The 14,073-nt window shown below is 41.6% G+C and carries 10 protein-coding genes; all 10 read right to left on the reverse strand.

Annotated features, from left to right (window positions below; translation table 11 throughout):
- Window positions 1-10: 10 nt before the first annotated feature.
- Window positions 11-3,067 (reverse strand): AAA family ATPase, encoded by a 3,057-nt coding sequence (locus tag FR741_RS20105; protein ID WP_167427552.1) that lies wholly within the window; start codon window positions 3,065-3,067, stop codon window positions 11-13.
- A gap of 9 nt (window positions 3,068-3,076) precedes the next feature.
- A complete protein-coding gene (locus tag FR741_RS20110) occupies window positions 3,077-4,210 on the reverse strand; it encodes an exonuclease SbcCD subunit D (RefSeq protein ID WP_167427553.1) in 1,134 nt (377 codons plus the stop codon).
- Between the two features lie 321 nt (window positions 4,211-4,531).
- Window positions 4,532-5,371 (reverse strand): NAD/NADP transhydrogenase subunit beta, encoded by an 840-nt coding sequence (locus tag FR741_RS20115; protein ID WP_167427554.1) that lies wholly within the window; start codon window positions 5,369-5,371, stop codon window positions 4,532-4,534.
- A complete protein-coding gene (locus FR741_RS20120) occupies window positions 5,372-5,662 on the reverse strand; it encodes a PAAR domain-containing protein (protein ID WP_005375969.1) in 291 nt (96 codons plus the stop codon).
- An 11-nt stretch (window positions 5,663-5,673) separates the two neighbouring features.
- Window positions 5,674-7,509: a type VI secretion system tip protein TssI/VgrG gene (gene tssI, locus FR741_RS20125; RefSeq protein WP_104970760.1), complete on the reverse strand. Its 1,836-nt coding sequence runs from the start codon at window positions 7,507-7,509 to the stop codon at window positions 5,674-5,676.
- 48 nt (window positions 7,510-7,557) lie between these two features.
- A complete protein-coding gene (locus FR741_RS20130; protein WP_005375967.1) occupies window positions 7,558-8,037 on the reverse strand; it encodes an Hcp family type VI secretion system effector in 480 nt (159 codons plus the stop codon).
- Between the two features lie 208 nt (window positions 8,038-8,245).
- On the reverse strand, window positions 8,246-10,813 hold the full coding sequence (gene tssH, locus FR741_RS20135) for a type VI secretion system ATPase TssH (RefSeq protein ID WP_167427555.1): 2,568 nt from the start codon (window positions 10,811-10,813) through the stop codon (window positions 8,246-8,248).
- A 10-nt stretch (window positions 10,814-10,823) separates the two neighbouring features.
- Entirely contained in the window at window positions 10,824-11,789 is a 966-nt protein-coding gene (tssG, locus tag FR741_RS20140) for a type VI secretion system baseplate subunit TssG (RefSeq protein WP_167427556.1), read from the reverse strand.
- The gene (gene tssF, locus FR741_RS20145; protein ID WP_167427557.1) at window positions 11,786-13,609 is read right to left on the reverse strand and encodes a type VI secretion system baseplate subunit TssF; all 1,824 of its coding nucleotides are present in this window, start codon (window positions 13,607-13,609) and stop codon (window positions 11,786-11,788) included. The genes tssG and tssF overlap by 4 nt, the downstream gene beginning before the upstream one ends.
- Window positions 13,606-14,070, reverse strand: coding sequence for a type VI secretion system baseplate subunit TssE (gene tssE, locus FR741_RS20150; protein ID WP_012842186.1), 465 nt, complete (start codon window positions 14,068-14,070; stop codon window positions 13,606-13,608). Before tssE ends, tssF begins: the two co-directional genes overlap by 4 nt.
- Window positions 14,071-14,073: the final 3 nt, after the last annotated feature.

Below are 14,073 nucleotides of genomic sequence, written 5' to 3' on the forward strand. Positions count from 1 at the left end.
AGCAACTGAATTAGACAGCGAAGCTACATTGAGATTTGACCGATACTGTCGAACCGACTCTTGATGGTTCAACATCAATCCTCTGCGCCATTTGTTCTTTTAACTCAGAAACGTGAGAAATAACACCGATCATGCGTCCAGTCTGTTGTAAATCCACTAGCGTTTGAATCGCGAGATCCAAAGATTCTGGGTCTAAACTACCGAACCCCTCATCAATGAATAAAGTGTCTAAACGGATACCACCACTATAGGATTGCACAACATCCGACAAGCCAAGCGCCAAAGCGAGCGCTGCCATAAACGATTCACCACCGGAAAGTGTCGCAACATCACGTGTTTTTCCTGTGTAGCCATCTTCAACCATTAAATCTAAGCCGCGACCCGCAGCGCCTTTGAAGCCCTCTGTTTTTCGAGCAAGGATATAGCGCCCTTTACTCATGAGGCTTAAACGTTGAGAGGCCTGAATCAATACATCATCCAACAGTACACCAAGAACAAAGCGATGCAGGCTAACCCTGCTGCCTGTTTTACCGCTGGCAACGTCGTATAACGTACCAAACACTTTGTACTCTTCTTCTAACTTGCTATTTTTCTCATGCAGCGTAGCAATATCTTTACGAACTTTTTCAATTCGCTCAAAGGTTGAGCGCGTGGTATCGAGCTGATTCCTTACTTCAATATACTGCGCCTGCAGAGTGGTTAAGCTGTCGTTAAGCGAATCCAAGTCCGGTCTTTCAAGCTCTTTCAATGCATGGTTTAAATCATGTAGTGTTTGTTCAAGCTTGGTTTGTGCCTGTTTGAAGTTGTCTATTTCTTTCTGCCACGCTTGAAGCTCATCATCTGTCACTCTGCTATTTAGATAACTGCTTTCATCCTCAAATTTACTCGCCTGTAATGCCTCATTCCACGCTAATTCTGCTTGGCTAAGCTTTTGTTCTGACTCAGATAGCCACTGCTTGTTCGTCACTAACTGACTTTCAGCATTCGATTGCGCTAATACCGCTTGCTGCAAAGCGTTTTGCGCCTTTTCTAAACCTGTATTCAAGGTCAGAATTTGCTCTTTTGTGAGCGAAATGTCACGCTCAAGCGCATCAACGGAACTGTATTTCGGATCAATGGAAGCTTGTAATTGAGTCAATTGTTCTTGGTTTGCTTGAACGGTTGATTCATTTGCCGCCATTTGATTCTGCAGCTCATGAATTTTATTTTCACCCACTAAGCAGCGTTGATTAAGCTGTTCAACGTTCTTTTCTAGCTTTTCAATATCAATAGATTGTAGACGTAGAAGTTGATCATTAAGCGCCTGCAACTCAGTTTGAACCGTCGAGATCTCAGATGCTGCATGCTCACCAAGCTCTTCTTTCAACTGGTTACATTGATTCTGATACTGACTAATGACAACGTTATGTTGTTCTAGCTGATTACTTAGCTGGTTCAATGATGCTTGAGCTTCTCTTTCTTTCGCTCTAGCCGCCTGAACTTGCTCTTTTGTAACGATTTCTTCAACAAACGTTGCAGGGTTAGGATGCGCTTGGCTGCCACATACCGGACATGCTTCACCTGCCTTTAGTCGCTGCGCTAATACTGCCGCTTGAGCATTGTGCCACTTGAGCTCTATGGTATCAGCTGCGTGTTGACACTGCATATAGCGCTGACTAGCTTCCTGTAATGACTGCTGCTTGCTTACGGTTAACGCCGTGAGTTTAGAGAGCTCCAAAGTAAGACCATGCAGCTTTTGTAGATCCTGTAGTAGTCGTTGTTTTTGTTTTATTTCCGCATCGATGCTTCCAACAAGCGCAACATCTACTCGGGCTTGCTCTAGATCTTTCTGGCCCTGTTGCGCCTGAAACGCCAACTTGTCTTTCAGCTCTATGTACTGTTTTAACGTTGCTTCAAATTGTTGCTTTTGTTGATGACCTGCCGTTATTTTTCTTTCCAAGTTGGCTTTTTCAACCAACTTGTCTTTCATGCTTTCAAGTTGATACTGCAGTTGCGTTAACTGTGGGACTTTTGCCGCGGCTTCTTTTGCACTTTGCTGCAAGTTTTCTTTTTCTTTCGTAACAGCATTGGCTTTATCAAGGCTCTCTTTCAAAGCTACGATTTTTTGTCTGAGCTCTTGAGTTTGAGTTTTTGCATTTTGTAATGAGACGTAGGGTAATTCTATCTTATTGGCATTTTTAGCATTTTCTAATTGCTGTTGACGAACTTTTATCGAGTCTGAGTGTTCTAGATGCAGCTTGAGTGCGTTTTCTGCTTGCTCTCGTTTCGAAAACTCTCCATTAATAGTTTCCGCTTTTTGCAATTCAGATTTAGCAACATTTAGCTTATCTAACGAAGCTTGTTCTTTCTTTCTATCGACCTCTAGCTGCTCAGTTGCTTGTTCAAGCTGGTGTAATAATTCCTGCTCTGAACTCACTCCTGCAACTTGTAAAGCGCCTCGAATTTGATTATCAAATTCATCTTTCGCTTTACTGATTGCGCTCGCTTTATCCTTGAGCGCGTACTCAATTTTTTTATATATGTCCGTTTGAAAGAGCTGACCAAAAATTTCTTCGCGCTCTTTAGAACTAGCAAGCAACAGCTCCCGGAATTTTCCTTGAGGCAATACCATTACTTGGCGAAATTGCGTTTCATTCAAACCAATAATATTGCTCACTTCTGTTTTAACTTGAGTCGTCTTGCTAGTGATGAGCTTTTCGGTCTCGCCGAGTTCATAAAGAGCCGCAGTGTGCTTTTTTACCGTCATCCCTTCACCACGCGCTTTGGGCGCTTCCTGCTCTGGAGATCGCACAACTCGGTATTGTTTGCCATGTAACGAAAATTCTAGAACGACTTCGGTTGGTAAGTCTTGCGCCGATAAGTCACATCGCATCTGGATGCCTTGCCGCTCATTACCGGTAGTTTCACCGTAAAGGGCAAAGCAAATGGCATCTAAGATCGACGTTTTACCTGAGCCTGTAGGACCATTAATCAAAAACAGAGGGTTACGGCCAAGCTTTTCAAAGTCAATGACTTCGGTTTTTGCAAACGGACCAAAGGCTTGCATGGTAAGTTTAATTGGTTTCATCTTTGGTCCCTATTGCTGTGATAATTGCTTAATAATGTCAGTAACGGCTTGTTCTTGCTCTTGGGATAATTGACTATCTTGTGCCTCAATAAAAAAGTCTCGGAACATATCAATTTCGCTTCGGGCCAACTTTGCTTGCGCCATTTCCTGCTCTACCCCAATTAACATACCCGGTTTCTCAAGATGTAAAACGTTTGGATACACCGAACGAAGCTTTTCCATTGGATTTAAAATCGCATGTTTATCCATCAAACGAACTAACAAATAATCTTCATTTTTAGGGTCAGTCTTGCCCTGCTCTATGACTTTATCTAGCTCTCCCTCAACAATGCGCATTTCATGAGGGGCAATTAGCTCAATATGTTTAGCAGAGACAAATCCTTTCTTGTCTAGTTCGACTAACGTGAAGCCTTTCTTCTGGTTCTGTTCACCAAAACTGTACTTCATAAGTGAACCAGAATAACGGATATGCTCTGCGCCTTTCTTTTGAGGCTGATGTAAATGACCAAGTGCGACGTAGTCGAAATCTAAGAAATGCTCATGACTTACGCGATCAGAGCCACCAATAGATAGTGGTCGTTCAGAGTCAGACTCAATAGCACCATCAACAAAACAGTGGCTAACGAGAACACGCCTTTGCTCTGAAATGAAATGCTCTCTTATTTGCTCTACGAGCAGTTGATGTGCCTCATCATGAGTTGATACCGAGGTTTTGTAGGCAAATCTGACCTGTTCAGGGTCGTTATAAGGCATGCCATAAAACGCTACCTCACCCGCAGAGTCCGTTTTTATGATGATGGGAGTTAGCATATCTTCAAAGTTACTAACAATATGAAGGCCTGCATTTTTCATTTGCTCTGAGCCAAAACCTAATCGTTCTGCACCATCATGGTTGCCAGATATCAATATCATCGGTGTTTTCAGTTCAGTACAAATACGCTTCACGACTCGATTTAGCAGTTCTATTGCAACCGTTGGTGGCACCGAACGGTCATAAATATCTCCCGCCACTACAACGGCATCGACGGGATTGCGTTCAATATAGTTAATCAGTTGTTCGAGTACTGCTTGTTGATCTTCGAGTAGTGATACATTGTGGAATTGTCGACCAAGATGCCAATCTGAGGTGTGGATAAACTTCATTCGAATTCACTTTCCGCCAAATCTTTAAGCTAGGTTTGCTCCTGCAAGAATCCTAATTTCAGCCGTGTAAACATCAGAGTATTACGCGACTGGCTGAATCTGGCACAAACCAAAGCTCAATATATTTAATTTGGGTTAGGATATCTTGAGTCGAACAGCTTTTCATGTAGTTTATGTTCTATGGTTCACTATTTCACCGGAAAGCGAGAAGAACGTTGTATAAACACCTTTAAGCAACATTAAGCGATGGTCTCGAATAAAAAACCGTCACATTTAAACCATTAAAAACCAACGTTTAGAAGGGACAAACTAGCTCAAGAACTACTCGTTATGCCAATTGTATAGAACTCCCACCGTATAACCATCTGGCTCGATATCAGCTTGCAAAACGTGGAAGTCTGAGTTGAGGCTACTTCTTTGATGCTCCTCAATCATTAACACTTTTAAAACACCTCCGCATGCGCCCAGCCCTCCTAGTTTAACATCAATAAATTGATACTGAGTTTGATCAGTCACCCAGGGAGACAAGAGTTGCATAGCATTTAACCATCGCGGCTCATCTCCATCAATGGATAAATGCAACTCACTAAGTGAGTGATCACACCCTACTCCAAGTTGTTTGAACACTTTATCGACAGCAATGCTTTGTTGTTTGGTATCTAAATCAATTCGAACATCATCAGTAACAAGGCCGGACTGTTGAAAAAAGCACTTCGTCAAAATGATCGAGTTTTGAGATTTGGCATGCTCTTCTGCATCGCGAGCAATTTCTATAGCCAGTATCCAAGTTGCTTGTGTTTCGTTAACTTCACGGTTTATCCGATTTAGCGCCATCAAGAACGCCGCTTGACCATAAGGATAAAAATAAATTTCTCTATTAGCAGAGTTACCAAGGATAAGAGAAAACTCGTTTATCAATGCCTTAAGCAAGCTTTTATCTACCGAAGACGGTAAAAGAACACAGATATTCCCTTTGATATCACTTTGCTCCAGTATCTCGCGCTTAGAGCGCACAAGATTTAATATCTGCTCATACAGTGATTGATCAGGATAGGATCTTGGTGTTTCTGCGGGCAATCTAAAACATTCGTTAGCTATATCACGAACAGTGTATGGCCTGCCATTAATGGCAAGAAGATGAGTTTGAAATGCGAGTGGCATCTAGCCTCCGATTAAAACCGTAGGCATGCCAGACAGAATTTTACCACCATGAGACGTTGAATCCCCGACCCTTGCCGCTGGCTTACCGTTGATTGTAACGCTAGAAGAGCCTGCTGAGATGCTATCCGGAGGACCTATACAGATAAGCTTATCTCCCTGCCTAGCCGCTGGAATGCCGCCAATTGTCACGTTTGGCGAGCCAACTACGACCGGGCCACCTACATGAGGAATTTTTCCTGTTTTTTTAGGACAAAGATGAAAGCTGCCCAATATTGCGGCTGGTTTACCCACTTTAAATCACCTTAGTTCAATGAAATTTGCCCTGCTTTAAGAGCGATAGCAGAGCCGTTAATAGATATTTTATTGCCTTTGATGTTGATTTCTCCGGAACTAGACATCTGAATCGAAGCGCCACCGACTTTGATCTCGATACTCTTTCCTGCATTAAAAGACAACACTTCACCCGTTTCATTAGAAAAGTTTTTACCTACTTTCAAGGTCGCATTCTTGCCAATCTCTTGATTGACATCATTCGTCACTTTTTCGGTTTTACTGTTTTCAACGGCAATATCAACACAGTCTTCAACTAGCATTTGGAAAAGTTTTTCGGCATGAAGATAGATGTGTTCTTCACCGGGTTTGTCATCAAAGCGCAACTCATTAAAATTAGATGTGCCTTTTTGTACAGAACGCGATTTATAACCACTTTGAGAGCTTTGCTCTGGTAACGTGTAGGGAGGGAGTTGACTACCATTGTACAGTGACCCCGTAACAATTGGCTGGTCAGGATCGCCATTGACAAACTCGACGATGACCTCTTGTCCTACTCTAGGATGAAACACCGAGCCCCATCCGTTACCCGCGATATTTTGCGCAACACGAATCCAACATGAGCTGTTTACATCGTATTTACCAACACGATCCCAGTGAAACTGAACTTTAATACGACCGTGTTTGTCTATGTAAATTTCGCCATCTTTGTTTCCCGTTACCACTGCGGTTTGCAAACCTTTCATCTGAGGTTTCGGATAGTTCACTGAAGGGCGAAGGATTGTTTTTGAGTCAACACAACTAAATGATACTTTAACACCTTGCGCAGCAGTGCCACCTTGACCAGTCTGATTATAAACAGCCGCAGATAAAAAAACGGAGGACAGTACGTATTCTTTGCCGACTCGAGACTTATCTTCATGCTTTTTAAACTTAAAGCACTTTCCCACACTGAACGTTCGACACGTTGCCTCGCCACGGCACAGATATGCGTTTTGCTGTAGTGCTTCTATAGCGTGCGTGTTTCTAAGTGCGTATTGGTCATCACTTTCCGTTTCACCCATGTATTCAAAATACTCGCTTTCAGGCACGGTAAAAAAATCACTTTCACCCTTGGCAGTATTTTTAGGATTAGACGAAGGCTTAAGCATGTTATAGCCAGACTTTTGGCTTGCTTTAGTCGTCAAAACTTGGGTTTCATGCCAAGAAGAAATATGGCTAGACTTAGCTGTACCTGTATCAAAATCGACTAAAAACTCTGTACCCGGCTTATAGAAACTGATGTCGTCAAAAATCTTAAGCGTGTGGACAGACTTAGTGTGTGTGAAACAGAACGATAGCCCTTCTTCTGACAATAAGCGTCGGACAAATTCAAGGTCTGACTCTTCATATTGCACTTTGTATGTGTATTTAGGGTACGACTTAGTTAACTCAAAACTAAAGGCGACACTATGCTCCGAGAGTACTTCGGAGATAATTTCTTTTATATCTTTATGCTGAAATATTCTGCAATTTTTTCTGTAATCGGCGAAACGTAATTTAGGCTCTATTAATAACTCTATATTTTTATAATTCTCACCATTATGAGTATTAGAAACTCGTTGCCCTTCTAATCTTGCAGCAGATACATAACCATGTATATAACGAGGTTTTGAAGAAACATCCTCACTATTTTCAAGGGTAATTGTTACTTCTTTACCAATTATTTCGTTTAACTCACTTCGTTGATCATTAAAGTAAGCTTTAGCACGCAATGAAAAAAGTTCTGAGATCTCTTCTCTATACTCAAATGAGTTTAGTATGATGGCATCTTTTCCGAATGGAGAGGAAATTCGGATGAAATTGTTATCTTGAGTTGCTCTTTTCATTAAATACTTCTTTCAAAAAATGCGGGGGAATATTCCCCCGCATAAAAATTACATTTGTTGACCTTTAACACCGCTGTAGCCGTATACCAATGGCGCAGAAGTGTTGTTTTTATCGTCAGTAGGAGTCACTGTCATCATCATTTCAGTGTAAGAAATAGTGATGGTTTCAACTGGACGATCATCCTGGATAGAAACTGAGTAGTTAGAAATCATCGCATCAGTCAGTTCGATCTTCATGATTTCTTCAACTTTCTCACCCTGCTTAGTAATATGGAAAACCGCAGGTTTACCTTTACCAATTGTCGCTTCTTTAAATAAGTCAGGAGAAGAACGGTCTTGAAGTTTAGTGATAGTCAAATCATATAGACGAGTAGCGCTCGCTTCACGGTCCATCGCTGTACCAGTGTATGATGAGATCTCACGACCTACACTCCAATCTACAGATAGTAGTGTAATCAAATCTTTATATTGCTCGGCAGTTGCCTCACCCTTAATATCTGCGTATTTAAGATACGTATTAGACTGCATGCTAATCTCCTATAGCATTATTAATTGACATATATCGTAGTAATTTAATTATCTGACGTTTGATGATAATTAGTGATTAATGTATCAAAAACTTCATTTTAAATACGCCCTGTTATATCTTTAAATAAGACTTAATTTAAGCATTTTTTATAAAAAATAATAGTTAATATGAACCAACTCCCAATTATTATTGAGAGTGTAAAGGATGTTAAACTATTGAGACATCAAGTCCACTAGTTGTACCTTTAACAATAATTTCATCAAACGTCTTATCATTAAGAATTGCATGCAATATTTCATGAGAAATCCTAGGAAGTAATGTGTTTTCTATGGTTGTCTGTACCACACGTGCACCGCTCCCCGACTCATTACTATTGTCTACAATATCATTAATTAGTTCTTCATCAAAAAATAGGTCAGCGCCGTAATTTTTACGAATGCGATTCGTAACTTTGGCTAATTTTAATTTTGTTATTTCTATCAATACTTCTCTTGATAGAGGCAAATAAGGTAATACATTAACACGTCCTAAAAATGCAGGTTTAAAGTCAACCAACAAATCGTCACGCAAAGCATCTTTTAGTGCTGAAGGTTCTGGAGATAAATCAGGATCAGAATACAACGACATCGTCGTTTCGGTCCCTGTATTCGCGGTCATAATAATAATAGTGTTTTTAAAATCTATATCGCGACCTTCACCATCTTTAATTGAGCCTTTATCGAATACCTGATAAAAAATATCTTGAACTCCAGGGTGTGCTTTTTCCATTTCATCCAAGAGAATCACACTATAAGGTTTGCGTCTGACGGCTTCAGTAAGTACACCACCTTCGCCATACCCAACATAACCTGGAGGCGAGCCTAATAATAAGGAAACTTTGTGCTCTTCTTTAAACTCGGACATATTGATAGTTGTGACATTCTCTTCACTGCCGTACACTTTCTCTGCAATAGCTAAAGCAGATTCAGTTTTACCCACTCCACTTGGTCCCGTGAGAAGAAATACACCATTTGGTCGTGTCTCATCCGTGAGCTGTGCACTGGCAGTTTTTATCACTTCAGACATGGCTTCCAAAGCGTGCTCCTGTCCGACAACTCGTTTACACAAACTCTCTTTCAAACTCAGTACTGCTTGGATTTCATCATCCTGGAGTTTGCCCAGTGGTATCCCGGTCCAATCTGAAATTACTTCTGCAATAAGCGCTTCATTGACATGCGAAAATACTAATGGCTGCGAGTTAGCGGAGAGGCTACTTTCGAGCTCCTGTAACTTGTCCCTAGCAGTCTCAGAACCCTCCTTGATTATTTGAGCTCTAAGTGACTTAGCTTCACTTACCCACTCTTTTTCTTTCTCCCACAGCGTCTCTAGTTCAACTATTTCACTAGATAGAACATCAATCTCTTTTCTGACATCTTGCAACTGCATATCAAGAGGTGCACCTAGCTGACTTTCTTGGCTTAGGTGCTCATATTCAGCTTGCTTGGCTTTTAGTTTATTCCTTTTCGCATCTAGACCTCCCGGTGTAGACGATTGACTTAACGCGACTCGCGAGCAGGCTGTGTCTAAAACAGACACAGCCTTATCTGGCAGTTGTCGGCCATTAATGTATCGAGCTGAGAGTTGAACGGCAGCATTGAGGGCCTGGCTAGTGATGTGGACGTCATGGTGTTGTGCCATTACGTCAAGTAAACCACGTAACATCTCGATCGCTAGCTCCGGCGCTGGCTCGTCGACCTTCACTACTTGAAAGCGCCTGGTAAGAGCCGCGTCTTTTTCAAAATACTTTTTATATTCTGCCCAAGTTGTTGCTGCGATCGTTCTAAGTTCACCTCTCGCTAACGCTGGCTTTAGAATATTCGCTGCATCACCTTGTCCTGCTTGTCCCCCACCACCAATCAGACCATGTGCTTCATCGATAAACAAAATAATGGGTTGTGGTGCGTCGTTAACTTCTTTCACAAGGTTTTTAAGTCTGTTTTCAAACTCACCTTTCATGCCAGCACCAGCTTGCAATAACGCCAGATCCAAAGACTTAATCGCTACATTTTGTAGAGCAGGAGGTACATCGCCATCAATAATCTTTTGCGCCAAACCTTCAACAACGGCTGTTTTTCCAACGCCAGCTTCACCAGTTAGAATCGGGTTGTTTTGTCGACGTCTTAATAAGATGTCGATCATTAAACGGATTTCATTGTCTCTACCAATAACCGGATCTATCTTACCTTCCCTAGCCTGCTCAGTAAGATCTGTTGTAAATTGATTCAGCGCAGAATTCGCGTTTGATTTCCCTAGGTCATTCGATCCTGATTGACGCGTATTACTTTCTTTAAAGTTCAATAACCGAGATGGTTCTATCTTGTTTAACTCAGGGCTAATCGAACCAGCCATGTTGACTAACGTATCATCAGACAAGTAGGCAAATAAAAGATGAATGCAATCCAACTGCTCCTGATTGAACTCAATCGTTGCCGATAGCAAAGCATTTTGCATCACAGTCACTGTGTGAGCTGAAAGACCTGGGACCGATTGACATCCCGTTTTGTATTTTTCAAGTGTCTTTTGAAGATCAGTTTCAACCTTGATTTTATCGACATCAAATTCGTCGAAAACTTCTGAATAAATATCGGCAGGATGTTGAATAATCGTCATTAACCAGTGAGACATTTCAATACTGTGATGGGTTCGAGAGCTTGCCATCGCAGCTGCTTGTTCAAGTGTTTCCTTAGCCTGAGGAGACAATCTTTCGACCAACGCTGAAAGTGAGAGTGAAGCCATTATGTTTCCTTTAAATAGTAATTGTTATGGTTCGATCTTTTGTGCGTTTATGTTTTTTAAGTACAGAACCAACACCTAACTGACCATGTTTTTTTGATAAACAAACTTGAGGTAATAAACTATGTTTGGTGGTGAGCTGCCATTTCAATTGCTTATGCTTACCAATAAATTCATAAGCCGCACGTTTAATAATTTCTACATTTGGATGGTTAGGCAGTAATTTACTAACCAGATCTTTGTGCTTTGGCAGAAACTCGATCGTTGTTCCTGCGTTTATATTCCAAGCTTTCGAGCCTAAGGATGCTCCGGAACCAAGTTGAGCAAACTGCCCTTCAGGCATAGTTCGAGATGAAAGACGTGTTTGCTCTTCTTTTGCAAGATGTAGCCACTGCCCTTGAAACTCATGAATCTTTACTTGGCATCCAGATAAACATTCAAGAACACTTTTTAGTCCAGCTTTGCTTCTCGTCGGTGAAGCAAAAACACCACCATAATGCAGGGACAACGAACTACCCTGGCCAGTTAATGCCGACTTACAATCTTCTAAAGGTGAACGTAATCCCTGTGCATGAGCACGAGACTGAACGGTCAATTGACTTAGTTGCCAGCATCGATAGTAAAGAGACAGTAAACGATGGTTAAAAATATCGTAGAAGTCCACCATTGCCGTATCGCCTTCTTTTTGACGATGTAAAGCTAACTCGCTGTAGTGCTGAGGAAGCACCCCCTGCTCACCCGTTAGGCCTATTAAATTGGTTTCAAGTGCTAGCTTGTGGCTATCAATATGTTTTAGATCGCAAAGCTGCGCATTTTCAAAACCTAACGATGGATTGACCTTTAAGTTTAGTTTTTCATGCTTCGGTAGAGCATCTGTCCCTATTTGTGCCTCGGCTTGCAAGATCTCGTGTTCGATAAGGTGAATTGCTTCAAACAACGGATGTTGCTTTAGATCTCGATAAAATTGCTCCGCGCTCATAGCAACACCTTATCGCCAGTTAATGCAGGCCATAAGTGGAAGGGCTTTCCCGTTGACTTAAGTCTTATTTCTAGCTGCGTAAAAATGTTAATTTCAGCATATTGTGCAAAGTAAACGGATAGCACACTACCTAGGAGGAAGATTTGCTCTTTAGGTAAAATTTGATCAGAAACTGTCAAAATGATTTTTATACCGTGCGCAAAACCAACTTTACCTTTCTGACTGACTCTACCTGTAGTCGGCTCGAACTCTAGCTTCGCTAAAGCATCAATTACCGCTTTCGTTTCTGCTGTCCCAGAAAATGCGTAGAGATTCAGGGTTTGCTTCAAAGTTGTTAATCCATCTTCTTCGGTAAAGTGGTTTAAAGTTAGAAGCTTAGTTAGCTGCCATCGTGTACTTTCATCCATTTCTGGCCGGAGGGTTTCTGATATAGAAACTAAACAACGAACTGACTCGAAGTTGTCATTTACTTCCGGCAAAGAGACTTTTGGAAGACCGCCTCCAAATGGAAGCTTCTGCGCTAAATTACGATTGCAGCACTCAGCTTCAACGTACATTAACCAGTTTTCTCGGCTCTCTGGACTGAACAATTGATGCCTTTTATCAACAAAAGAAATGTACGTTTCCCTACCCGGCTCATCGTATCCACCAGCCCAGTTTTTATCCTCACGTCTCATCAACCAATAAATTTCACTGGCGTTCATATAATGCGTGTGCTCACCAGCGTGATAACATGGCAGGTTGTGATACGTTTTGTTCCAGTTTCTCAATGTTACGTCAGAAATAGAGACAACCTCGTTACTCTCGGCTTCCTGGTATTGCGGTGATAAGTGGTAATCGTACTCGGTTGGTAGAATACGCTTTGGCTCCATAACACTTTTAAATAAGTTTACGACTGGCACACAACCAACCATCAAGCTCTCTTCATCCACTTGCTTAGGAAGCCAATCATCATTGGTATCAAAGTAAAAATACAGCTCAACTTGCTCTCCAAGAGCTAGTTCTGATAATCCGAGTTCAGTGATATCAAAGAACATGAACTTCTCAGGAAAGTGCAGATACTCAACAAGTAATCTTGCTCCCGAAAAGCTTCTCTTACTGTATGGAACAACCTTCTCATCTTCTGAAAATCCCACTTCAATAAGATGCCTTTTCGTTAAAGAACGGACTTCTTTGCCACCCGCAACGACAGATAAACCAATTAGATTTTGAAATAGCATTTGGTAAAGTTTAAACGTCAACTGAGATTGCCCGTTTAAATAAAAGCGCAACCGTTCTAATCCCATTTCACTCAGAGATGTCTCTTCATCTTGGGCGGTGAGCTGGATTTTCAGAGCTGAATGAGCATGGCTTTCCCATTGGGAGCCCACCGATTTAAGCGGTGCGTTTTTGAAAGCGCCAGAGGTCACATCAACAGGGTACATTCTGACCGGATAACAGGTTCTAAACTCGCATTCGTGGTATCCAGGAGCACCGATAACGACTCGCTCACCTTCTTCTACGTCAAAAAAAGAGGAAGTGGAGCTAGAGCAGTTCATCTTAATGACGGACATTGATGGAATTGGTGCGTGAAAATCCGGATATAACTGCCCCATCAAAGATTCAGTGAACTGAGGATAACTATTGTCTAAACTTTGTCTAATCCTTGCCGTTAGAAATGCACAGCCTTCTAGCAATCTTTCTACATGTGGATCGTCAACCTGCTCCTCACTGATACGGAGTCTCGCAGCGATCTTAGGATACTGCTCCCCAAACTCTTGTCCTTTGTGACGTAAATAAGCTAACTCGCGATTATAGTATTTGAGAAACTCTTCACTCATTTCGCTCTACTCAGTTTCATACCTAAATTTACCGGCTCTACTTCAGAATTGAATCGCACTTCATGAATGCTGTTATCGATTAAGCAAGTGGCGCTAATTTGTAACCTCAACACCCTATCAATAGCGTTTTTCTCGTCCGAAATCTGGACATAAGGATTCCTTAACCTAGGCTCGAACTCTTTAATTGCATCATGAACAATGTCACAAAGCTGATTCTGCCCCTCTTGGCTGCTATAAGGCATCGAGGAAAAATCTGGCAGACCATAATTCAATATTGAATAGCGAACCTCTAAAAGGTCATCAGGAATGTTTTTCCATCCGATACGACTATTTAACATAGACTCCAGATCTCTAAGCAAGCTGTTCAACATCTGTTGTTGGCTCGTAGGGAAGTCTTTTTCATCTCTAGTTGAAGGATCACTATCCATCAATTTGTCGAGCAGAGAAACGGTTAAAGACATGTT

The organism is Vibrio diabolicus (assembly GCF_011801455.1).
GTDB lineage: Bacteria > Pseudomonadota > Gammaproteobacteria > Enterobacterales > Vibrionaceae > Vibrio > Vibrio diabolicus.

What these genes read in the sequence shown, in the direction of transcription:
- FR741_RS20105 (WP_167427552.1), bottom strand. Translation starts at nt 3,067, where the DNA reads ATGAAACCAATTAAACTTACCATGCAAGCCTTTGGTCCGTTTGCAAAA.
- FR741_RS20110 (WP_167427553.1), bottom strand. Translation starts at nt 4,210, where the DNA reads ATGAAGTTTATCCACACCTCAGATTGGCATCTTGGTCGACAATTCCAC.
- tssF (WP_167427557.1), bottom strand. Translation starts at nt 13,609, where the DNA reads ATGAGTGAAGAGTTTCTCAAATACTATAATCGCGAGTTAGCTTATTTA.
- tssG (WP_167427556.1), bottom strand. Translation starts at nt 11,789, where the DNA reads ATGAGCGCGGAGCAATTTTATCGAGATCTAAAGCAACATCCGTTGTTT.
- tssH (WP_167427555.1), bottom strand. Translation starts at nt 10,813, where the DNA reads ATGGCTTCACTCTCACTTTCAGCGTTGGTCGAAAGATTGTCTCCTCAG.
- FR741_RS20115 (WP_167427554.1), bottom strand. Translation starts at nt 5,371, where the DNA reads ATGCCACTCGCATTTCAAACTCATCTTCTTGCCATTAATGGCAGGCCA.
- FR741_RS20130 (WP_005375967.1), bottom strand. Translation starts at nt 8,037, where the DNA reads ATGCAGTCTAATACGTATCTTAAATACGCAGATATTAAGGGTGAGGCA.
- tssE (WP_012842186.1), bottom strand. Translation starts at nt 14,070, where the DNA reads ATGTCTTTAACCGTTTCTCTGCTCGACAAATTGATGGATAGTGATCCT.
- tssI (WP_104970760.1), bottom strand. Translation starts at nt 7,509, where the DNA reads ATGAAAAGAGCAACTCAAGATAACAATTTCATCCGAATTTCCTCTCCA.